This is a genomic window from Paraburkholderia sp. IMGN_8, from assembly GCF_038050405.1.
Lineage (GTDB): Bacteria > Pseudomonadota > Gammaproteobacteria > Burkholderiales > Burkholderiaceae > Paraburkholderia.
In genome coordinates this window covers 209,089-229,177 of the sequence record NZ_CP150901.1, presented here as the reverse complement: position 1 = coordinate 229,177, position 20,089 = coordinate 209,089, and the positions used below count along the sequence as shown (strand labels likewise).

Sequence of the window (20,089 nt, the reverse complement as noted above, 5' to 3'; positions counted from 1 at the left end):
CGACGGGGCAAATATCATGCGTTTTCGCCATCTTCTCAGCCTCATTGCGGTTGTCGTGCCCCTATCGTTCACGTTGACAGGCAACGCGCGTGCCGACGACGTCGGCACGCTGACGCCCGGCAAGCTGGTCGCCGGCGTCGATGCGAACAACAAGCCGTATTCGTATATCGACAACGGCAAGATGACGGGCTTCGACGTCGAATTGCTGCGCGCCGTCGCGGCGAAACTCGGCCTGAGCGCCGAGTTCCGCGCGCAGGATTTCAGCGGACTGCTGCCGAGCGTCGCGAACCAGCAGATCGATCTGGCCGCCGGGTCGATTTCGATCACGAAGGAACGCCTGAAGATGGTCGATTTCTCAGAGGGCTATCTGACGGGTCTTCTGAGCGTAGCAACCTTGCCCGACAGCACGATCACGAGCGATCCGTCATCGGTGAAAGGCAAACGGATCGGCGTCGTGCAGGGCACCATCGAGGACACGTATTCGGACAGCTACCTGCCGGGCGCGCAGATCGTGCGCTTTCCGAACCTGAACGCGGGTTTCCTGGCGATGCGCTCGAAATACATCGACGGCTACTTCGTGGACAAAACGCTCGTAGAGGGCTTGCAGGGCAAGTATCCGCAAATGAACATCGCGGACAGGCTCGACATCTCCGCAGTCAATCTGCCCGCCGGTTTCCCGGTGCATAAGGGCAACGCCAAGCTCGAGGCGGCACTGAACAGGAGCATCGACGAACTGGTCGCGGACGGCACGTGGGTGAAGCTGTATCTGCAGTTCCACCCGGGTTATTCGAAGCCCGCGAACCTGCCGCCGTACGCGATGAAGACCGGTAACTGATTGAGTTCGGTCGCCTGCGGACCGGAGGCTAAACCCGCCCGCCGACGCTCAACAAGGAGCGCACCATGGATGCTTTCTTGCAGAACTTTCTCGACTGGCCGTTGCTGATCTCGTCGATGCCGTCGTTGCTGTGCACAGGCCTCGTCAACACGCTGGTGCTGTCGGTGTTTTCGACCGTGCTTGGGATCGTCGCGGGCATGGTGCTCGCGTTGATGGCGGTGTCGCATACGCGTTGGCTGATGCTGCCCGCGCAGGTGTTCATCGACGTGTTTCGCGGCCTGCCGGCAGCGCTCGTGATCCTGCTGGTCGGCCAGGGACTCGCGCCTGTGGGGCTGGCGATCTTCGGACCCAATCCGTATCCGCTCGCGATCGTTGCACTTGGGCTGATCTCGTCCGCGTATATCGCGGAGATTTTCCGCTCCGGCATTCAAAGCGTGGGGCGCGGACAACTGTCCGCGTGTCAGGCACTCGGCATGACGTACTGGAGCAGCATGCGTTACGTGATCGTGCCGCAAGGCGTGCGGCGCATCTTGCCGGCGCTTGCGAACCAGTTCATTTCGATCGTCAAGGATTCGAGCCTGGTCTATTTTCTCGGCCTGCTGACGTCGCAACGCGATCTGTTCACGATCGGCAGAACACGTCGGTGAACACCGCGAACCTGTCGCCGCTCGTGGCCGCGGGCGTGGTGTATCTGCTCGTGACCGTGCCGCTCACGCACGCGATCAACCACATCGACCGCTGGACCAACCGTCATTCGAATCCGGCGCGCGGCAATTCCAGAACGGGATCGTCGCGCCGGCAGCGCGAGGCGCAGGTTTCGGCCAATTCGGCCGTCCCGGTCAGGACCGGCATCGCCGATCAACATCACTAGTCTTCACAGGCAGGACACGAGCCACAATGGGACCCAAAGTAGAAACGGTCGCCGACGACACCACCTTGCCTTCGCAAGTCGACGTCGTCGTCATCGGCGGCGGCATTATCGGCGTGAGCACGGCCCTTTATCTGAGCGAGAAAGGATTGCAGGTCGCGCTTTGCGAGAAAGGCCATATTGCGGGCGAGCAATCGAGCCGCAATTGGGGCTGGGTGCGCGTCACACATCGCGACATGCGTGAGTTCGAGCTGAGCATCGAAAGCCTGAAGCTGTGGCGGAAGATGGATGCGACGCTCGGCATCGACACGGGCTTCAATCAATGCGGCATCCTCTACATGACCGAGGAAGACACCGTGATGGACAATCATCGCGTATGGCTCGGCAAGGCGCGCAACGTGGCGGGCGACGCGTTCGACACACGCGTGGTCGACGGGAGGACCGTTGCCGAGCTGCTGCCCGGCGCGACGAAAGCGTTCAAAGGCGGACTCTACACACCTGGCGACGGCCGCGCCGAACCGCAAAAAGCCGCACCCGCGATCGCGAATGCGTTGCGCAAACGCGGTATCAAGATTCTGACGCCATGCGCCGCACGTGGCATCGAAACGAGCGCGGGGCGCGTCAGTGCGGTCGTCACCGAGCACGGCACGATCCGCTGCAATAGCGTCGTCGTCGCGGGTGGCGCGTGGTCGCGGTGGTTTTGCGGCAACCTGGATATCGATGTGCCGCAACTGCTGGTAAAAGCCTCGGTGCTGCGCACCGAGCCGCTCGACGGCGGCCCGACCTGTAGCGCGAGCAACAGGAAATTCGCGTTTCGCAAGCGCGCCGACGGCGGCTACACGGTTGCATTCGGCTTCCGCACCTATAGCGATCTCACACCCGATTCATTTCGTCTGTTCTTCAAATATATCGAAGCGCTGAAGAGCCAGCTGGGTTCTTTGCGCATCGGCATCGGCGCGCGCTTCTTCGATGAGTTGCGCCGTCCACGTCACTGGGCGCTCGACCGTCCCACCGCGTTCGAACAGGTCCGCACGCTCGATCCCGAACCGATCGCCGGGTACACCGATGCCGGCTTGCGCGAGTTCACCAGGGTCTTCCCGCATCTGGCGCACGCGCGAATCGCGCAGCGCTGGGCGGGCTACATGGATGTGACGCCGGACGCGATTCCGGTGATTTCCGGTGTCGATACGGTGCCCGGTCTGTTTATCGGCACCGGCTTTTCGGGGCACGGTTTCGGCATCGGTCCGGCGGCCGGAAAGCTGATGGCGGATCTGGTGACGAACGACACGCCGCTCGTCGATCCGCACGCATTTCGCCTCAACCGTTTCAGCGACGGTACGAAAATCGTGATCGACGCGGGCTTCTAAGGCAATGCTTCCATGGAGATGTCCATGCAAAAAGTCGCGATGATTTCCGGCGCCAGTCGCGGCATCGGGCTGGCAATCGCAACCGAGTTGTTGCAACGCGGCTATCGGCTGCCGCTGGGCGCGCGCGATCCGTCGACGTTCGCCGGCCGCAACCTATTGATGCCGATCTCCTGCATCCGGTACTCTGGCGAAGACCTGCTTATCGCGATCGGCGGTTTTGATGAATCTGGATTTTCGGCAAGCCGTACCCGAAGACTCGGAATGGCTATTTGACACGTATCGGCGAACGATGAAAGGTTTCGTTACCTCAGCGTTTGGCTGGGACGACGACTTGCAACGGGCGGGGTTTGCCAAAAGCCTTCGCCAAGGCTCTTGTCAAATAGTTACATGGGAAGGCAACCGATACGGATTTGTGCACTGGGACATCGAACCAAATCTCGTATGGCTGAGGATGCTTTGCATCGTGCCGGAGATGCAAAACAAGTCGATCGGCAGTGAAGCGCTTGCCAAGGTCATGTCGTTGTCCAGTTACTTACAAAAACCGCTGTACCTGAATGTCTTCGTATGCAACAGCGTGGCCTATGAGTGGTACAGGAGAATCGGTTTTGTCGAAATCGAGAACGACGGCAAGGTCTCCACTTTGGTGCTTTCTCCTTCGTCGCTACCGGCCCTTACGGAGTGACATGCGCAGTCTTCCACGCACCATGTCTATAGCGAACAGCCGGCCTCGGCCAGGAAGCGCCTCTCGGGCGGCATGACCGAATGACCGATAGTCCACGAACTACCGACCATAAAGGACGCTAAACACGCTCTCAGCGGCGAATGCAATGGTAGCCCCGCTACACTTTGTGATCACGTGAGGTATTGCGAGCGTAGCGCCCATTCGTGCCAGCCCTTTTATAGGTGTCTCGTCAGATTGTCGATAGCGCGAGACTCAAGCATCGGCGTCTTCGCGCCGTTATATGAGTTACGACCACAAAAGCTCCGACAGGAAACGGCAATGAACGGCAATGAGCATCTTAGGCGTGAGTTCTATATGAACACCGCGTCCTATTGCAGGGTAATGGGCGTTGTCTCGGCCGTAACCTTTGGTCTCTACCGCGTGGAGGGCGGCGGAACGGTTGGTATGCTTTCCGTCCGTTGGGAAAATCTGGGCAATGAGGTCGTACCGCAACTGCACGCCTACTACGACAGTTGGAGCGTTCTTGCTTCGTTCTCTGATGTTCTCGCCCGAATGAGCGAAGTGGCCGGGGCACCATGCTCTCCCGATGCCCTCTGTCAGATCCTGCTAGATTGCGGATTCGTCAATCGAGCCGAGCGGGGATTGGCTGACGGCATTCAACTGTCCCTGCAAGAAGACCCGGTTCAGGGAAAGGCGGCTTGAGCGCGCGAGGTTCTTTTTTGTTCAAGTAGAACGCCTCACTGATATTGGGTACTTCCGCAGGGAGTTTGTTGCCGCCGGCTTGGTCACGCCGTTCAAGGAGTGCCATTGCGTCAAGGCGTAAGTTGAAATCAGGATGGCAGAATATTACGTTGCTGTGCCCGCGTTGGACGTGCTTCCGGCAGGCGCGGCTGTCAATCGGGATTACAACGGCGAAACGCACGGGGTCGGTCAGCGTATTGCGACGGTGACTGAGTACAAGCCTGCGTTGCTCGATCAGTCACGAAACATCAGTCTTAAAAGAAAGGAAATCGTAATTATGTCAGTAACGGTTCACGTCGAATATCAGTATTGCCAGTATGGCAAGAAAGCGGTTCAAACAGGAAACGACCTCGTAACTGTGTCAGTGAATACCAACAGCGCGATCCTCGCTGTGTTACGGCTCCTGCATCCGCATTGGGAGTCGATCAAGCTGCTCTCTACGTCTCCTACGACGTCGTCAGCAACGACTCCAGGCAATTAGCGGCGTTATCGTTGAAGTGATTGACGCGACAAACGGTTTCGGCGCATCGGGCCTAAAATAAAAAACAGCGCCGGTCCCTTTGCGTGGGACCCGTCGCCTTTGTCCCCTTCCATCAACGGCTGGCGGCCATGAACACTCACGATGCGCGTTTCGTTCGCCCGGTGCTGGCTGCACTGTGCGTGGCTTCGCTCGCAACGCTCGTCGCCTGCAGCGGCAGCTACTGCGTCGGCTTCGACGGCTGTGGCAGCGGAAACGGGTTGCAAAACGTCGCAATATCCGGCACGGCCGCCACCGGCAAGGCACTCGCCGGCGCGACAGTCAGCTTCAGTTGTGCACAGGGTTCGGGCTCGACTCTGTCAGACGGCGGCGGACGCTACAACATCACGTTCAACGCCACGCTTCCCTGCATCCTCACCGTGACCTCCGGCGGCGCGACGCTGCATTCGCTGGCGTTTGCCGGTGGCATCTTCAATACGACGCCCGAGACCGAATTGATGCTCGTCTACCTCGCTTCGCAACTTGGCACGAACGAGACCAATCTGATAGCGGGCCTCCCGAGCAACTCACGGTTCCAGCAGGTGCTGGAAAGCCAGACCGATGTCCTGGCTGCGCAATCAGCAGTCGCCACGAATCTGCAGCAGCGCTATGCGGTCACGCTGACGGCACCCGCGTTTCTGACGACGCCGTTTATCGTCGGGCAAGCAGGCGTCGACAGCGATCTCGGTGCGCTCGCGAGAGCGGGTGCGATCGACGCCGACGGCATGCCCGATCCGGCCGCCGTCTCGCTGCTGTCAGCGGCGGGGCTCGCTCACCCGTTCTAAACGACGTCCACACCTTCATCCGGCACCGGCGGCACAGGTAGTGCCACCGGCGGCATGATGTGAACTGAGGGAGCGACTGGAGAACGTGCGCCGGGCCGCGCACGCTCGATCTGTCACAGTTGCGCTATCAGAACGTTGTCGGCACCTAGCGGCAGGCGCCGGCGCAGACCAGCCTCTGCGCAGCGCAAGCCTCGCAGATAGCGCGTCGGTGCGCGTTACGGACGTGCGTCGGCGTGGCGCAGCTTGAACAGCCCCACGATGCCTGACAGGCCGTGCGCCTGCTCGTTCAGCGTCGCGGAGGCGGCGGTCGATTGCTCAACGAGGGCGGCGTTTTGCTGCGTCGCCTGGTCCATCTCGGCGACGCTGCGGTCGATCTGGCTGATGCCGGCGCTCTGCTCGTGCATCGCGCCGTCGATTTCGCCGATGACGCGATTCACGCGATCGATCCCTTCGACGATTTCCTGCATCGCTGCGCCGGCCGCCTGTACGCGCTGCGCGCCCGTGCCGACGCTGGCTTCCGAGGCTTGAATCAAGTCCTTGATCTCGCGCGCGGCGGTCGCGCAGCGCTGCGCCAGCGTGCGCACTTCGCCCGCCACCACGGCGAATCCGCGACCGTTCTCGCCGGCCCGTGCCGCTTCGACGGCAGCGTTCAGCGCAAGGATGTTGGTCTGAAACGCGATGCTGTCGATCACGCTAATGATTTCGGTAATGCGCGCAGAGGACCTGGCGATGTCGTCCATCGTGCTGACTGCGCTCGTCACGACTTCTCCACCGCGCGCCGCCGCCTGGCTCGCTGAGGTCGCCAGCCGCGTGGCCTCCATCGCGGCTTCGGCCGACTGCTTGACGCTGGCGGTCAACTGCGTGAGCGCAGCCGAGGTGTTCTGCAGATTGCAGGCGGACGTTTCCGTGCGCTGCGACAGATCGCGGTTGCCCATTTCGATTTCGCTGGTCGCGGTCTTCATGTTCTCCACGCCGGCACGCACTTCCAGTAGCACCGTGCCGATCTTGTCGACAAATGCGTTAAACGAGGCGGAAATCTGCGCGACTTCGTCGCGGCCCACCACAGGCAGGCGATGCGTGAGATCGCCGCTGCCTGAGCCGATGGTGTCCATGGCATCGCGCACCTGCGAGAGGCTGCGGAACGAATGCGAGGTGAAGAACGCGGCAATGCCCACCGCCGTCAGCGTCAGCAACACCATCGCCACACCGAGCGCTTGCAGGACGTTGGCCAGACCTGCCGTTGCCTCCGCCTTGTCGAGAGCGATCACCAGATACCAGTCGGTGCCCTGCACCGGCTGCGCCTTGAGCAGCTTCGCAACCCCGCCCAGATCGACTTCCATCGGCGCACCGGCTTGCGCGAGCGAGGCCAGCGCGTCCGGCGTGAGCGCTGCGGCGATGTCGGTCGCCTGCTTGAGAATCAACCTGGCATCCGGATGCGCGATAACCTGACCGTCGCGCGTCACCACGAAGGCCAGGCTCGAAGGCGTCGGATGCACGGCGGCGACCACTTCGCGCACCCCGTCGAGCGGTACGGCGCCGCTCAACGCGCCGGTCGCTTCGCCGTTACGGATCATCGGCGCGGAAAACGAGACGTAGGGCACGCCCGTCGACGCGTCGCCGTACGGCTTCGTGACGATCAGCGTGCCGGCCGCGACGGCCGCCTTGTACCAGGGCCGCGCGGTCGGGTCGTAGTCCTTGGGCGTAGTGCTGCTGGTCGAGAAATAGGTCTTGTCGGTCCAGCCGACTGTGGTGATCGGAAAGCCGTCCGCGCGACTCATATGCTTGACAAAACCTTGCGGATCGCCGTGCTCGACCTCTTCGGCGGTCGCCTTCACGGCCTGCGCTTTGGCAGCCACCCACTTGTCGATGGCCAGCGCATTGGCGCCGGCGATGGCGCCCAGGTTCTGCGCGATGGTCTCCATCGTGTTGGCGCGCACTGTAGTGTAGGCCGCGGCTCCCGAGAGCGCGAGCGCGCCGATGACGGTAGCGGAGGAAATAATCAGGATGCGGGTTCGGAGTGAGGAAATCATGGTTTCCGTGAAGAGTGGAAGGGTGCGGCACGAATCGGAATGCCTGCTGCTACACCTCGGCACGACCCGAGCCGGGTCACGGTTTTAGGGCCACCTTCACGGACTACGGCGAAAAAAGGAAGAACTTGAGGCGCGCGGTGAGCGGCGGGGGCGGCGCGAGGCCAGGTTTGGCCAGGCGCAGATCGACGGCGAACTTCCGGCATCGGCCATGAGCCGTCGTTCGCTTACTCGATTGCCCGGACACTCAAACGGCGACTCCGCTCAGTAAGCGGCCGTTCCATGCGGCCGCGCTAGGGGCCGGGATACTGTGCCAAAGTACCCACCGCCAGTTGCGCAATCATCGCGTGTACTGCCTTCGTCGGGTGGATCCCATCCCAGAAGAAATAGTCGCCAGGTTGCTGGCACGTAAATGGCGGTGTATTGGGGGTTACACAGGGATCCGTGACATCGGTAAGGCCGAAGTTGCCCGGCGATTGGATGATGGCCGCCATCTGGCCGGAGATATCCATTTGCGCGATCTGGATTCCGGGCAGGCCACCGAGTGCCGCCGAAGACAAGACGTTTTGGGCTAGCCCCTGATTGAAACCGTCCACCAGGCCGCGGGCTACGTTCTTCACCACGGGTCCCAAGGCCCGAACAGCAGGCACCAACTCTATCCTCGGCGCGTTCCAAACAAGAAACTTTCTTGCCCCAGAGGTGTAAAGCGTATGAATACTTTGCGCTATACCGTTCAGGGCATTGGTCACGATGGCATTCGCCGCCGCTGCCGCCTGGCTTTGACTGCCGGTTGCTTGGTACACGGCGAAAAAGGTGGCGAGGGCATCACGAAGGTCGTTACTTCCCATCTCGATGACAAATAACGCGTCCGACGGAGCGGTCTGGTTCACATCCTGGAGAAAGGTCTGCACTTGCTGCGGCAGATTGACCCTATTCGGATACTGCGTGGCCCTCGCTCCACCCGCCGCGTAGTTGCGCGCCTGGTTCAAGTGGTCGGTCAGATCGTCCAGAACGGCGCCACTCACGTCGTGGTGATCAATGTTCCGAATGTCGGACTATCGCCCAAAGGCATCGCCTCGCCCGACGGCGGGGCAAACCTGACCCAGTTATCGCAAATCTTCAACGATAGCTTGAACGCTGCCTTGCAGGCCAATGGCCTGCAAGGCAAGGTCATCCAGATCGATTCTTATACATGGGTGAACCAGATCATCGCGAACTTTCAGGCCAATGGCTTCGCCGTGTCCAACACCAGCGTCGCCTGCGACCCTGCGAAAACGCCCCATGCGACAGCATTGCTGTGCTCGCCGGGTACCTACGTGACGGCCAATGCCGATCAGACGTACATGTTCGCCGACGACCTTCATCCGACGACGCGTCTGCACGCACTGTTCGCCCAGTTCGTGGAGCAGCAGATCGCCAGGAGCGGTCTTGGTCACTGAGCCTGGGAAAATGATCACTCGCCAACAGAATCGTCGGGTTCTCTGCCGTTCGGCCCGACCTCGTCTTGCTATCGCGTCGGGCAGCGGGTGATTTTTAGCTGATTTTCAGAAAAATCGGGTCATGCCCGTGCGAGGAGGCATGCATGCTCGCGGTTGCGGAACTCGTCGCCACGCTGGCTTGTACCGTCTTTGCCGGCGCGGCCAGCTACGTCAGTCCTGTCGAGTGTCCAGCCCGGATGCAATGCGACACCAAAACAGCTGCGACGGTTTGGGCGCCAAGCTATGCTCGTGCGACGGTGATGCAAGCGCCTCAGCCAGCTTGCCAAGCGCTCTTTACCCTGTCGCACCCAGATCACTGCAGTCGTGATTCCACCCAGCCCGGTGGATCGGACTGAACAACAGAGCCTTCAGTTGAGGGCTCAATCCTAACAACGGGCCCACGGCTTCGATCTGGCGGACAAACAGGTGGGACGCGGCGAAGATCACGACGGGTGCTCCGATTGTCTGCGTTGCACCCGGAAACATTGCAGGATTCTCGTCGTGCGGTCGAAGTTTCAATGGTTCAAGGTCCCCGCGTTCCCCGGCGGTTCGCGACGGAATATTTGCAGTGACCAGCCGTTTACTGCATACCATTCGCCCGCCTTCGCGCGTTGTATCGGGCGAGCCATGTCCAGTTGCCCATGCAGTTCGCGGGCTCCTTGCCGGTGATCGATGTAGAAGCGCTCCCAAACACGCCCGCGATGCGCCTCGCGAATGCCGGGTGTGAAAACTACAATTACATCTAAGGGCGACCGCGTACTTTACGCCCCGCGCAATGGCGGTGTATGCGAGTGATACGGATGCTCTCGAGCGGGGTGTGCCATGAAGCGGCTTTGGATTTGGTTAGTGTCACTTGCACTGCTCGGCAGTATTGGGGCATGCGGCGGCGGCCACGAGTCTCACAGCGCAAACAGGCCCTTTGGCGTCGCCGGCATTATGGAGGGAATCTGGAGCGGCAATTTTCACTCGAACGTCACGGGCCGCGACACAGGCATGTTCGTCATCGTGACGGCAGGCGGCGCGTTTGATCTGATTACCGACGACTGCGCCCAGATCTCGGCGAGCATCGCGGCAAACGGCCCCTTTTTTTCTGGAGCCGGCACGTCGTATACACAGACGAACTGCGACGGCATCGACGTCATCGTAGTGCCGCCGACTCCCAGCGCGGGCACCGTGCAGCCTTTCCAGATTGCGGGCGAGTTCGATCATAGGACGGGCACCGCATTCGCCAATTACACCACTGCGAACGACAGCGGGACGATCACGTTCATCGACTTCTTCCCCGACTACTTCAACGAGCCGGGCGTAATACCGCGCGCTGTGGGGTCATACTCAATCAAAGGGAGGCTGACTGCTCTCTCCGTTGATGTGAACGGGAACGTTGTCTTTCAGGATGCGTCCGGGCGAACTTTCGCGGGGACGTTGTTCGTAATGGATCCGACAGTTGACGCTTATGGCATGACGTTGCAGGTGGGTAGCCAATCGTTGTCGGGTTTGGCTACCCTCGTCGACGACGGCGATGGCAGAAACAACGACTTCCTGTTTGCCGTCACCAACGGCACACTGGCCTTCAACTCGGAACTAAGACGCAATTGAGCGGGTGCCTGCGCCGAGCCTGGCACTGTGCTACATACCAGCCCACGTCGGCACGACAAGCAGATAGACCAGACCGGGCAATGAGCCGGCCCTCACGAGGATCACGAGCGTAAAACCCAACACGCGTTGCACGCCGACACCGGCGATAGCGACTACTGGAATCGCCCAGAATGGTTGCAGCAGACTGCCGGCCATCTCGCTGGCCACGATGGCCATGGACGTGCCCGCAAGTGAGGCGCCAGGCTGCATCGCGGCGGGGTTCGTGAAGGGGCCCCGCACCGCCCAGTGACCGCCGCCACTCGTGATGAATAGCGTGATCACACCCGAGGCCAGATAACTGAGAAACGGCAGAGTTGTTCCCGACGCCACGTGGATAAAGGCGTGTGCCACATTCTCCTCCAGCCCGGTTGCACCCATGATTCCCATGATGCCGCCCTAAAACGGGTACTGAAGTAACATCGGCCCTGTGACCTTCGCCGCCTCTGTCACCGCACTCACGTAGTGACGTATCGCCGATGTTCGCACCGGGAACAGGTCGGCCCGGCCTGGTCCTTGGATTCGGGGGATTTAGCAAGAGGCAATCGAAGGCGGCCGCGCAACGTCTTTTGCTACGGTTATCGCCGAAGTGATGAAGTCACGCAAGCGAAGACACGCTGCTATACAAAAAGCACCCATGCGGAATAACCGAAATCGACAGCAAAGCGGGCACCGAAGCTCACACGCTGAATGACCGGAGCGGGTCGGGTCCTGCCATTGGGCTCGCCCCACAGAATCATATGCGGCCGCCTGAAAAACAGTATAGGGCACCAGGAAGCAAACGAATCCGGCAATAGGCTCGCGATTTACCTGCGCCCGGAGTCGGGCGACGCTCGCCGTCGGCGCCGTTTTGAACCGGTTATTTGAAGACCGGCCACGGAAGCGAAGCGCGAATGGCCGCAACGGCCGGACTGCTTTCGGTGCGTGCCTTTGCGGGCGACAGGGCAACCGGCCAGTCGGAGGAGTGGAAAACACGACACCGTGAGGGCGGCGCCCCTCACCTATTTGCCGCGCATCGAACGCGATCGCGAAAATCTGGTCGACGAATTATTCGGTTCGATCCGGTAGGTCCGGATACCAGCCAAGACCGATTCGTGGCACCGAAAGTGGTCGATCAGAAACCGTTCTGCAATGCGAAGCAAATGCTACGGTTGGTCTCCTTGTCCTCCGGGATGGACCCATGTCTTTTGGCTTGGGATTGATATCCGGGGTTCGCATCTGGTTTTGTGGGTGACCAGACGGTTCTTGTGGTTTGCACGAATTCGGCAACTGCACGGATATCGGGGTCGGTATAGGGCGCCGTCCCTTTCCAGTATCGCTGCATTCCAACCAGCGGCTTATCCGCGTTCGGGTCGTCCTCGCAGAGCGATGAAACGAGGTAAAGCAGTGACTTGTTGTAGATCAGTGGCACCTCCCAATAGGAACCCTCGGTCTTGTTATCGAGCCCGAAGACCCGGAGCCCACTGACGCGCTTGCGCAGTATCGATAATCCAGCATTCATCCGGCCGAATGTGATGGCCGCCGCCAGCATGATCACCTCAACCCGCAGCGTTGAGGATGCCGGGAGTCGTGCATCGAGTGCTTCGATGAACCGCTGCACGTAGATCGCACCAGCACTGTGACCAATCAGGATGACCCGGAGCTGCGGATTTTTGTCCCACGCGTCGCATAAGTGGTTCAGAAACGCCGTGCCGCCGGCGTTGGCGTCATTCGAGAACGAGTCGTCGATGAACTGCTTCATCTCCCCCCAGATTGGCGGCCCAAGGTGCTCGGCCAGCCCCGCCGCGATGAAGATCTCTTCGACAACTGTCGTATATAAGCCGTGATCGTGGCCCGAATTAAGCCGTTGAATGATTCTTGCAAGAGGATTTTGCGGCCCGCGGAGACGCTTGGGGGAAAACAGCCGGCGCTTTCCAGGAACTGACTTCTCGGCAGCTACCAACCATTGCGCGAACTGATCCAGGTCGCTGCTCGAACAGGCGATCTGTGCACCGGCGCGCTTCGCCCACGCTTTGTCGTAGAGTTTGGTGACGGACGCCAATTCCTTGAGGGTCATTGGCGCCGCCTTACGAATTTTGGTCGGTGGTCGCCGACCCTTGAGCGATCGATCAGTGTCGAGCGCAGCGGCGATCTTGAGGGCCACCGTATTCACTGCGTAATTGGCGGCGTTCACGAAGCCCGGATTGTTGCGATAGGGCTCGAGAATCCCTTCCACTGTAGTAATGAGATCGGACTTCCAGATGAAGAAGAACGGGTAGGCGCCAGTGTCGGTGTAGCCCTTGATCAACTTGTTGGCAGTGCTGAGGCCGTCCGCTTCCGATATCAGCCCGCCGTGGAAAAACACGCACAGGTGTCCCGACGGCGTGTGATTTTTGAAGTTGTCGAACGCCTTGCTGAGGTCGAGGGCCGTAGTCCCGTTGAACCTGCCGTATTCCAGATCGATGTCGTGAAGCGGATCGATCGGAAGTGGCGCGGACGCTATCTGCATGACGTTTCCTCCCTTCACGACCAGTACGGACTCGCCGTGTCCGGCGACTGGAGCAGTCTTATATTGCTGTACCCGGTTGTGACCTTAAAGGATCGCCAACGCTGGCCCCGCAGTTGGGGCCGCAACGCCATAGGTTAGTTGATCATAGTATCTTTCCGTCGATTTGCCTGCTGCCCCAGCACTCGCGACAGGTTTCCTGCCTCGCGTTTGACCCACTCGGCAAACTACGCGACCCGCTGATCGGCAACGCGCGATGGCGGCACTTCGCACAACGGCGTGCACGCCTGTGCCGGTGTCGTCAGTCAGGGATCTCGGGCTCGACCAACTTTGCCAACTGAACAAGCGACTCCTGCCAGCCGAGGTAACACATCTCCACAGGAATGACCTCGGGCACGCCCTCTTGCACAATGGTGAGTTCTGTTCCGCAGGACACTTGCCTCAATGAAATGGTGGTGTGCATCTGGCCGGGCAGGTTCGGGTTGTCGAATCGGTCCGAGTAGCGGATCTTCTCGAACGGCACCAGTTCGACGTACTCGCCGCCGAACGAGTGGCTGTTGCCGGTACTGAAGTTACGGAAGGACATCTTGTAAGTGCCACCAACGTGGGCCTCCATGTGGTGGACCTGACAGGTGAACCCGTAAGGAGGAAGCCACTTCGCTATCGCATCGGGTTCGAGGAAGGCTCGATAGATGCGTTCGGGAGTAGCGCGCAAGACGCGTTGGAGATGGACTGTTCCGGTAGTCATGGTGTGCTCGCCTTTCACTGGAGAAGTTGGACATACTCCTACGACGATTCGGCGACGCCGGTATCGACATAGGTTGAGATCAGGATAAACCCCCAGGCGCCGATAGGTTTCGCCTGCTGCGGCCGCGTTCCGTGAGCAGTCTTTCGCAGAGACCATCTGCAATTTGCACGCCGGGTGTGTTCACACGCGGAATAACGTTGCGCGATTTCCCGGCGAACCACGGCGCATTCGGACGCTATGCGTCCGGAAGCAGAAGTCCGCATACGCAAACTCGGATCCCTCAAACCTAGGTAGCAGGACCTCGGCGCAAGCCTGATGAAAGCCACATGAATAAACTTGTAAATGCAGATGATTGTTATTTGCATTTTTATTGACGTGCCTATGCACGATAGGTACGATGCGCTGCTGCATGGGCAGTAGGTGACCCGGCGCTGAGTGCGGACAGCGTTCGCCAGGCAACAGCAATGCGCGGAACGCGCATCGACGTTTCGAAACGGCTTAACGATTTTGGACCTGAACATGTCTGTGAACTGGATGCCGCGAGAGGCAACACATGGCCGCGGTCATACAAGCGAGCCGCGCGCCGCGTCCGCACAGAACGGTCGGCTTGACGGGCGCGACGCATGCCAGCCGAAGAGCGAGCGAGCCTACGATCGCTACGATGGCCTCACGCGATTTTTCCATTGGTCTTTCGCCGCCGTCATTATCTATACGAGTGTGGCGGGCTACGCGCTGGCCCACATTGCTGGCGGAGCAGTACACGATTTCCTGTCGCGACTGAATATGTCGATCGCCACGGTACTGATCGTGCTCTTTCCGCTACGGGTGGTTTGGAAGTTCGTCCGGGTCGAGCCCCGCGCGCTGCACGGTACGCCCGGATGGCAGCGTTCGCTGGCAACCGGCATCCACAATTTGATTTACGTAACGATCTTTGCGGTGCTGGCGAGCGGCTTCTTGATGGTACCGAACGGCTATTCGTTCTTCGGCCTGATCGAGATTCACACGCCTTTCCCGAAAGGCGCGCTGACCGACAAACTCTTCACTGTGCATCGCGCGAGTTGCGCACTGCTGGCCGGGTTGGTCGCGCTGCACGTGCTCGCGGTCATCAAGCACCAGTTGATCGCGCGTAACGACGTCTTGCGACGAATGCTTTAATGAACCTGCTCGGCGGCCTCACAGGTGGAACCGGTAGTGGCAACAGCCCACTGACGCCGCTCACACCCAAGCACTAGCGCGCAACGCGTGGTGCCCCTAGCGCGATTTCCTGGGTGCAACAGGAAGCAACCGGCCGGACCTGACTAGCATCACAGCTTCACGACGTCAGGCCCGACACGAGCACACATGTCAACTCGTACGAAGCGTCACACGTTGGGTCTGCTGGCGACTGGCTAGGCGCGACAATCTCGATGAAGTCCGATATGTGCGGAGTCGCCGTTAAAACGTCTGCGTGAAAGCGTGGACCAACAATCGAAGATGGCCGACTTGCGCCGAAGTGATCCCCTGGAATCGTTACAATGTTCCAGATGAATCACCCCCTCAACAGCATCGAATGCCAGACATCCTGACCTCCTATTTCTGGAGTGGCGACGCCATCCGCAGTCGGCTCGTGAGCGACATCGTGCTATCAGGCACGGTCGACGTGCCTGTGCCCCCTGCACGTCTGCTCGCAGATTGGGAAAGGGAGATATCGTCGCGCCTGGTCCTGGAGACTGGTGACGTCGAGGCAATGCCTTTGGCGCGAGCGCGGGCGCGCTGGCCGGACTACACGCGCTGCGTGCAGGCAGTGTCCGATTGGACGTGCGCGCTTGGACTGCCCGCGGTGCTTGCCTCCAGTGACGTAGCCCTCATGGCCTGCCGTGGCGCGAAGTACCACCATGACGGTGCGCAATATGGCGGTGCTGCCTTCTGCAATCTCTTCCTGAGCGAGGACAGGGGTCTGGACTTGCATTTTCCCTCTTTGGGCCATCGCATTCCTCTGACCCGGGGAACGGCTGTGATATTCGATACTGGCCAGCCGCATGGCGTAATTCAGCGCAGCAGCAGCGATTTTAATGTGGCCGACTTCGCGCCGGACCAGGATTACATCCAGATATTCCTGACCTGGGAGCTTCCCATCGAAAATGCCCATGTTGGGCACGCACTTAAGGTTGCCTTCGACATCGCCCCTTCGACCTCCTTGCAACTGGATGAAGAGCAGGTCTTGCTGAACGGCGAACGAGCTATTGTGTGCCCGGATTCTGGTCGTTGGTGTCGGGCTGACTAATCGTCAGGATCACACCGCGGTGTTGCCCTGACAGGCACGAGGATCACCGACTGGCGCCGCCGACCGCCTGTATGATGGCGGACTTGCGCCCGACCGAAAGCCCACGCAGGCGGTCCGCGCAGATCGCGCACCGCACGCTGCCGCTGCGCGGCGCCAACGCATTCATTCACGATGACCCAGAGGAAGACCACCATGACGGCTGCAACGCAATTCGATCAGGTTTCCATTATCAAACGAGCCAACGTCTATTTCGACGGCAAGTGTGTCTCGCACACCGTTCTCTTCGTCGACGGCACGCGCAAGACGCTCGGCGTGATCCTGCCCGGCACACTCAACTTCGGCACCGACGCGCCGGAACTCATGGAGGTGCAGGCCGGCCAATGCCGTATCCGCCTCGAAGGCAGTGACGAGTGGAAGACGTATGGCGCGGGCGAGTCGTTCTCGGTGCCCGGCAAGAGTCGCTTCGATATCGACGTGATCGAAACGCTCGACTACATCTGCAGCTATTTGTAATTTGTAAAGACGGACGGGCGCGTGGTGCCGGACGATGCACGCGACTTCGCGCGCGCGGCGGCACAGGCGCCCTCCGCCTGTGTCGCAAACATCTAACCGGCCGGCGCGGCATCTTCCGCGCCGGCATCCACCATCGACCGAAAGGGTGATCATGACAAGTTCCATCTACAGCGCATCCGTCCCAGTTTTCAAGCAAATGCTGACTGCATTGTCCGAGGTGCTGAAGAAAGCCGAAGCACACGTCACCGAAAGGAACATCGATCCGAACGCGCTGCTGCAGGCGCGCCTGTTCCCGGACATGTTTCCCCTCGTGCGCCAGGTGCAGATCGCCGCCGATTTCGCCAAGGGCATCAGCTCGCGCCTGGCCGGCGTGGACGTGCCGTCGTGGCCCGACACTGAAGTCACGTTTGCCGACCTGCAAGCGCTTATCGCCAAGGCATTGGCCCACATCGGCGCGCTCGACGCCGCCCAATTCAACGCTAGCGAGAGCAAGGAAATCGTCCTGCGTCCGGGCACGCCGAAAGAGAAGAAGCTGGTAGGCAGCGCCTATCTGCAAAACTACGGCCTGCCCCAGTTTTTCTTCCACGTCACAACGGCCTACGCGATTCTGCGCCACAACGGTGTCGATATCGGCAAGCGCGACTACATGGGATCTTACTGATCGTCGGCGCATGGGTCGGGCGAGCCACCGGTCGGCGGTAGCTTCAGCGGCGCTTGCCGTCCGACCCGCGCGCCCTTGTTCGATGGCTCGCGTTTGCCGGAAGCGGCGTTGAGCGGTTCCACGATCATCCCCTTGCAAGCGAAAGGAATGGCAGGCTGTTTTCGTCGGCAGCACCATCCGGTCTCGCCGGACAGTCGGCCACCTGGCCCTGCCCGGCCGACGCTGTTCGCCTCCGCGTCGTACCAACGTCATGTCAGATCCGGCAAGGAAGGGACGGACAAGCCGCCGATTCGAGTAGCAGTAGCTCGGCCTTATGGAAAGCGTCTCGTAAGGCCGACATTTGGCCACCCATCTGCATCAATCTGCCAGTGCCCGCCGTCGCCTACCACCAGTCGCCAATTCCGCCTGCAAATAGCCCAAAACCAGCCAGAACTACGCCTCGCCCGCGTTGACCGGCATCAGCCTATGCAGGCGCGGGACATCTTCATTGACGCCGACCACGGTCGCGAGACCCCGCAGCATGCCTCGCAATGCCAGCAGCTGTCCGGCCAATTTGCATTTGCGCATTGAGCCAACCATACTGGTTCTGTCAGGCAATTTCCAAGGCGAACTTCGATGAGCGATCTTCAAGGGAAACGGCCAGAGCATCGGCACAGCGATGCTGACGGCCACCACCACGACCACGAGGGTAGTGAAGTGTCGGAAATGGACTTGCGCGTACGCGCACTCGAATCTTTGCTCGTCGAGAAAGGATACGTCGATCCCAAGGCGCTGGACATCCTGATCGAGACTTACGAGCACCAGGTCGGACCGCACAATGGTGCGCGCGTGGTCGCGAAGGCCTGGAGCGATCCGGCATACAAACAGTGGCTGCTCGACGACGCTACTGCGGCGATCGCCTCGTTGGGCTATACCGGCCGGCAGGGCGAGCACATGGTTGCGCTGGAGAATACGCCCGCCGTGCATAACATGGTGGTCTGCACGTTGTGCTCGTGCTATCCATGGCCAGTACTCGGACTTCCGCCCGTCTGGTACAAGTCGGCGCCGTATCGGTCACGCGCGGTCATCGACCCGCGCGGCGTATTGAAGGAGTTCGGTTTCGAATTGCCAGCTGAAACGGAGTTACGCGTATGGGACTCCACGGCGGAAGTTCGCTATGTCGTATTGCCAATGCGACCTCTCGGGACCGACGGCTTGTCCGCTGAGGCGCTTGCGGAACTGGTGACTCGTGATTCGATGATCGGCACAGGGTTGCCGAGCTCGCCCGAATCGAAACAGGGGGCTGCATGAATGGCGCGCAAGATCTCGGTGGCATGCAGGCGTTTGGCCCGATCGAACCTGAGGCCGACGTTGCGTCCTTTCACACCGACTGGGAGCGCAGGGTGATGGCGATCACGCTGGCGATGGGAGCAACTGGCAAGTGGAACATCGACATGTCCCGAGCCGCGAGAGAAAGCTTGCCGCCAGCACAATACCTCGCAAGCAGCTATTACGAGATCTGGTTCGAAGGACTAAAAAAACTGCTGCTGAATACGGGGCTAGCGACAGCGGCGGAAATCGAAACGGGCGAGTTGGAGTTCGCGAAGACGCCGGTTCCTCGCGTCTTAACGGCCGACCAGGTGGCGGCCGTATTGCTGCGCGGTAGTCCGGTCGATCGCCCCGCCTCCGCCGACGCACGCTTTAAAGTTGGCGATATCGTGTGGACCCGTCAATTGCATCCATGTACGCACACGCGCTTGCCGCGCTATTGTCGCGGCAAACGCGGGCAGATAATCCTCGTGCATGGTGCGCACGTCTTTCCCGATACCAATGCGATCGGGCTAGGCGAACAACCGCAATGGCTCTATACGGTGCGCTTCGATGCCTCCGAACTCTGGGGCAAGGATACGACTGCAGCCTCTGTATGCGTCGATTGTTGGGAACCCTATCTTGACTACTCCAACGTCGAACCGGCCTGACATGACTTCCCACAGCCTGAACTCGCGTGAATTACGCGTGGCTCTGCCCGAATTACCCTGCGACGACGCAGGTCCCACGTTCAAAGCGCCATGGGAAGCCCAGGCTTTTGCGATCACACTGACCTTGCACGAACGTGGCATGTTCACCTGGGCAGAATGGGCGGACTATCTGAACCACGCAATCCATGACGCCCAGGCCGCTGGCGACCCCGACCTTGGCGACACCTACTATCTACATTGGCTGACCGCATTGGAGCGCCTTAGCACTGCCAAGGGATGGGTGAAGGGAGACTTGCTCCTGCAGCGTCGAAATGAATGGGAAGCAGCAGCCCGACGTACCCCGCACGGTCAGCCAATTGAGCTCGGACGATAGCGTCCCCTTCAATACCCGCGAGAAACGTGGGTGCTGCGCAATTCCAGGTTCGTCTGTGCATTCAGGAACAGTCCTGGCCTGACTGTTCTTTGGCAGTTCGGCCACCTGGGCAAAGTTCGTGGCCGTCCGGTCTTGGGCTGACATAAGACAGCTGCC

Annotated in this window: 21 protein-coding genes and 4 pseudogenes; 17 read left to right on the top strand and 8 right to left on the bottom strand. The window is 60.3% G+C overall.

Annotated elements, in window-relative coordinates; all coding sequences use genetic code 11:
- Nucleotides 1–16: 16 nt before the first annotated feature.
- From WN982_RS22275 to WN982_RS22240, 8 genes and pseudogenes are all read left to right on the top strand, one after another.
- The gene (locus WN982_RS22275; RefSeq protein ID WP_341317859.1) at nucleotides 17–835 is read left to right on the top strand and encodes a transporter substrate-binding domain-containing protein; all 819 of its coding nucleotides are present in this window, start codon (nucleotides 17–19) and stop codon (nucleotides 833–835) included.
- 65 nt (nucleotides 836–900) lie between these two features.
- Nucleotides 901–1,706: pseudogene (locus WN982_RS22270) on the top strand (amino acid ABC transporter permease).
- Nucleotides 1,707–1,732: 26 nt separating this feature from the next.
- The gene (locus tag WN982_RS22265) at nucleotides 1,733–3,070 is read left to right on the top strand and encodes an FAD-binding oxidoreductase (RefSeq protein ID WP_341317858.1); all 1,338 of its coding nucleotides are present in this window, start codon (nucleotides 1,733–1,735) and stop codon (nucleotides 3,068–3,070) included.
- 24 nt (nucleotides 3,071–3,094) lie between these two features.
- A pseudogene (locus WN982_RS22260) lies at nucleotides 3,095–3,202 on the top strand (short-chain dehydrogenase); the annotation flags it as partial.
- 157 nt (nucleotides 3,203–3,359) lie between these two features.
- Nucleotides 3,360–3,752: a GNAT family N-acetyltransferase gene (locus WN982_RS22255; protein WP_341317857.1), complete on the top strand. Its 393-nt coding sequence runs from the start codon at nucleotides 3,360–3,362 to the stop codon at nucleotides 3,750–3,752.
- 318 nt (nucleotides 3,753–4,070) lie between these two features.
- Complete coding sequence (locus WN982_RS22250) at nucleotides 4,071–4,454, top strand: hypothetical protein (RefSeq protein WP_341317856.1); 384 nt, start codon at nucleotides 4,071–4,073, stop codon at nucleotides 4,452–4,454.
- 133 nt (nucleotides 4,455–4,587) lie between these two features.
- Nucleotides 4,588–4,974, top strand: a complete 387-nt coding sequence (locus tag WN982_RS22245) for a hypothetical protein (protein WP_341317855.1) — start codon at nucleotides 4,588–4,590, stop codon at nucleotides 4,972–4,974.
- A 128-nt stretch (nucleotides 4,975–5,102) separates the two neighbouring features.
- Nucleotides 5,103–5,795, top strand: coding sequence for a hypothetical protein (locus tag WN982_RS22240; RefSeq protein WP_341317854.1), 693 nt, complete (start codon nucleotides 5,103–5,105; stop codon nucleotides 5,793–5,795).
- 215 nt (nucleotides 5,796–6,010) lie between these two features.
- Here the strand turns inward: WN982_RS22240 and WN982_RS22235 are convergent, their stop codons facing one another.
- A complete protein-coding gene (locus WN982_RS22235) occupies nucleotides 6,011–7,825 on the bottom strand; it encodes a methyl-accepting chemotaxis protein (RefSeq protein WP_341317853.1) in 1,815 nt (604 codons plus the stop codon).
- 290 nt (nucleotides 7,826–8,115) lie between these two features.
- A complete protein-coding gene (locus WN982_RS22230; protein ID WP_341317852.1) occupies nucleotides 8,116–8,847 on the bottom strand; it encodes an SGNH/GDSL hydrolase family protein in 732 nt (243 codons plus the stop codon).
- On the opposite strand from WN982_RS22230, the pseudogene WN982_RS22225 reads away from it, so the two are divergent.
- Nucleotides 8,809–9,261, top strand: a pseudogene (locus tag WN982_RS22225) (lipase); the annotation flags it as partial. The gene WN982_RS22230 and the pseudogene WN982_RS22225 overlap by 39 nt on opposite strands.
- Before the next feature lie 320 nt (nucleotides 9,262–9,581).
- On the opposite strand, the pseudogene WN982_RS22220 reads toward WN982_RS22225, so the two are convergent.
- Nucleotides 9,582–9,831 (bottom strand): annotated as a pseudogene (locus WN982_RS22220) (sodium:calcium antiporter); the annotation flags it as partial.
- 315 nt (nucleotides 9,832–10,146) lie between these two features.
- Here WN982_RS22220 and WN982_RS22215 point away from each other — a divergent pair.
- Nucleotides 10,147–10,896, top strand: coding sequence for a hypothetical protein (locus WN982_RS22215; RefSeq protein WP_341317851.1), 750 nt, complete (start codon nucleotides 10,147–10,149; stop codon nucleotides 10,894–10,896).
- A gap of 30 nt (nucleotides 10,897–10,926) precedes the next feature.
- On the opposite strand, the gene WN982_RS22210 is transcribed toward WN982_RS22215, so the two are convergent.
- The 3 genes from WN982_RS22210 to WN982_RS22200 form a co-directional block, all read right to left on the bottom strand.
- Complete coding sequence (locus tag WN982_RS22210) at nucleotides 10,927–11,286, bottom strand: TIGR00366 family protein (RefSeq protein ID WP_341317850.1); 360 nt, start codon at nucleotides 11,284–11,286, stop codon at nucleotides 10,927–10,929.
- Between the two features lie 760 nt (nucleotides 11,287–12,046).
- A complete protein-coding gene (locus tag WN982_RS22205; protein ID WP_341317849.1) occupies nucleotides 12,047–13,420 on the bottom strand; it encodes a hypothetical protein in 1,374 nt (457 codons plus the stop codon).
- A gap of 298 nt (nucleotides 13,421–13,718) precedes the next feature.
- Entirely contained in the window at nucleotides 13,719–14,165 is a 447-nt protein-coding gene (locus WN982_RS22200; RefSeq protein ID WP_341317848.1) for an SRPBCC family protein, read from the bottom strand.
- Between the two features lie 519 nt (nucleotides 14,166–14,684).
- Here WN982_RS22200 and WN982_RS22195 point away from each other — a divergent pair.
- The 4 genes from WN982_RS22195 to WN982_RS22180 all read left to right on the top strand — a co-directional run bounded on the left by WN982_RS22195 (nucleotide 14,685) and on the right by WN982_RS22180 (nucleotide 17,602).
- Nucleotides 14,685–15,320 carry a cytochrome b/b6 domain-containing protein gene (locus WN982_RS22195; protein ID WP_341317847.1) on the top strand — a complete coding sequence of 212 codons (636 nt, stop codon included), beginning with the start codon at nucleotides 14,685–14,687 and terminating at the stop codon, nucleotides 15,318–15,320.
- Between the two features lie 394 nt (nucleotides 15,321–15,714).
- Complete coding sequence (locus WN982_RS22190) at nucleotides 15,715–16,428, top strand: hypothetical protein (RefSeq protein WP_341317846.1); 714 nt, start codon at nucleotides 15,715–15,717, stop codon at nucleotides 16,426–16,428.
- Between the two features lie 192 nt (nucleotides 16,429–16,620).
- Nucleotides 16,621–16,941, top strand: coding sequence for a pyrimidine/purine nucleoside phosphorylase (locus WN982_RS22185; RefSeq protein ID WP_341317845.1), 321 nt, complete (start codon nucleotides 16,621–16,623; stop codon nucleotides 16,939–16,941).
- Between the two features lie 151 nt (nucleotides 16,942–17,092).
- Nucleotides 17,093–17,602, top strand: coding sequence for a DUF1993 domain-containing protein (locus tag WN982_RS22180; RefSeq protein WP_341317844.1), 510 nt, complete (start codon nucleotides 17,093–17,095; stop codon nucleotides 17,600–17,602).
- Here the strand turns inward: WN982_RS22180 and WN982_RS22175 are convergent.
- Nucleotides 17,596–17,724, bottom strand: a complete 129-nt coding sequence (locus WN982_RS22175; protein WP_341317843.1) for a hypothetical protein — start codon at nucleotides 17,722–17,724, stop codon at nucleotides 17,596–17,598. The two genes, WN982_RS22180 and WN982_RS22175, sit on opposite strands and share 7 nt — an antisense overlap.
- A gap of 310 nt (nucleotides 17,725–18,034) precedes the next feature.
- The gene (locus tag WN982_RS22170; RefSeq protein WP_341317842.1) at nucleotides 18,035–18,169 is read right to left on the bottom strand and encodes a hypothetical protein; all 135 of its coding nucleotides are present in this window, start codon (nucleotides 18,167–18,169) and stop codon (nucleotides 18,035–18,037) included.
- Nucleotides 18,170–18,217: 48 nt separating this feature from the next.
- On the opposite strand from WN982_RS22170, the gene nthA reads away from it, so the two are divergent.
- Genes nthA through WN982_RS22155 form a run of 3 tightly spaced genes read left to right on the top strand, consistent with a single transcriptional unit; the run spans nucleotide 18,218 to nucleotide 19,933 of the window.
- A complete protein-coding gene (gene nthA, locus WN982_RS22165) occupies nucleotides 18,218–18,892 on the top strand; it encodes a nitrile hydratase subunit alpha (protein ID WP_341317841.1) in 675 nt (224 codons plus the stop codon).
- The gene (gene nthB, locus WN982_RS22160) at nucleotides 18,889–19,560 is read left to right on the top strand and encodes a nitrile hydratase subunit beta (RefSeq protein WP_341317840.1); all 672 of its coding nucleotides are present in this window, start codon (nucleotides 18,889–18,891) and stop codon (nucleotides 19,558–19,560) included. Before nthA ends, nthB begins: the two co-directional genes overlap by 4 nt.
- Before the next feature lies 1 nt (nucleotide 19,561).
- Complete coding sequence (locus WN982_RS22155) at nucleotides 19,562–19,933, top strand: nitrile hydratase accessory protein (protein ID WP_341317839.1); 372 nt, start codon at nucleotides 19,562–19,564, stop codon at nucleotides 19,931–19,933.
- The last annotated feature ends 156 nt before the right edge of the window (nucleotides 19,934–20,089 follow it).

Coding starts and splice junctions, on each gene's coding strand:
- WN982_RS22275 (WP_341317859.1), top strand. CDS start 17: ATGCGTTTTCGCCATCTTCTCAGCCTCATTGCGGTTGTCGTGCCCCTA.
- WN982_RS22265 (WP_341317858.1), top strand. CDS start 1,733: ATGGGACCCAAAGTAGAAACGGTCGCCGACGACACCACCTTGCCTTCG.
- WN982_RS22255 (WP_341317857.1), top strand. CDS start 3,360: ATGAAAGGTTTCGTTACCTCAGCGTTTGGCTGGGACGACGACTTGCAA.
- WN982_RS22250 (WP_341317856.1), top strand. CDS start 4,071: ATGAACGGCAATGAGCATCTTAGGCGTGAGTTCTATATGAACACCGCG.
- WN982_RS22245 (WP_341317855.1), top strand. CDS start 4,588: ATGGCAGAATATTACGTTGCTGTGCCCGCGTTGGACGTGCTTCCGGCA.
- WN982_RS22240 (WP_341317854.1), top strand. CDS start 5,103: ATGAACACTCACGATGCGCGTTTCGTTCGCCCGGTGCTGGCTGCACTG.
- WN982_RS22235 (WP_341317853.1), bottom strand. CDS start 7,825: ATGATTTCCTCACTCCGAACCCGCATCCTGATTATTTCCTCCGCTACC.
- WN982_RS22205 (WP_341317849.1), bottom strand. CDS start 13,420: ATGCAGATAGCGTCCGCGCCACTTCCGATCGATCCGCTTCACGACATC.
- WN982_RS22200 (WP_341317848.1), bottom strand. CDS start 14,165: ATGACTACCGGAACAGTCCATCTCCAACGCGTCTTGCGCGCTACTCCC.
- WN982_RS22195 (WP_341317847.1), top strand. CDS start 14,685: ATGTCTGTGAACTGGATGCCGCGAGAGGCAACACATGGCCGCGGTCAT.
- WN982_RS22190 (WP_341317846.1), top strand. CDS start 15,715: ATGCCAGACATCCTGACCTCCTATTTCTGGAGTGGCGACGCCATCCGC.
- WN982_RS22185 (WP_341317845.1), top strand. CDS start 16,621: ATGACGGCTGCAACGCAATTCGATCAGGTTTCCATTATCAAACGAGCC.
- WN982_RS22180 (WP_341317844.1), top strand. CDS start 17,093: ATGACAAGTTCCATCTACAGCGCATCCGTCCCAGTTTTCAAGCAAATG.
- WN982_RS22170 (WP_341317842.1), bottom strand. CDS start 18,169: ATGCGCAAATGCAAATTGGCCGGACAGCTGCTGGCATTGCGAGGCATG.
- nthA (WP_341317841.1), top strand. CDS start 18,218: ATGAGCGATCTTCAAGGGAAACGGCCAGAGCATCGGCACAGCGATGCT.
- nthB (WP_341317840.1), top strand. CDS start 18,889: ATGAATGGCGCGCAAGATCTCGGTGGCATGCAGGCGTTTGGCCCGATC.
- WN982_RS22155 (WP_341317839.1), top strand. CDS start 19,562: ATGACTTCCCACAGCCTGAACTCGCGTGAATTACGCGTGGCTCTGCCC.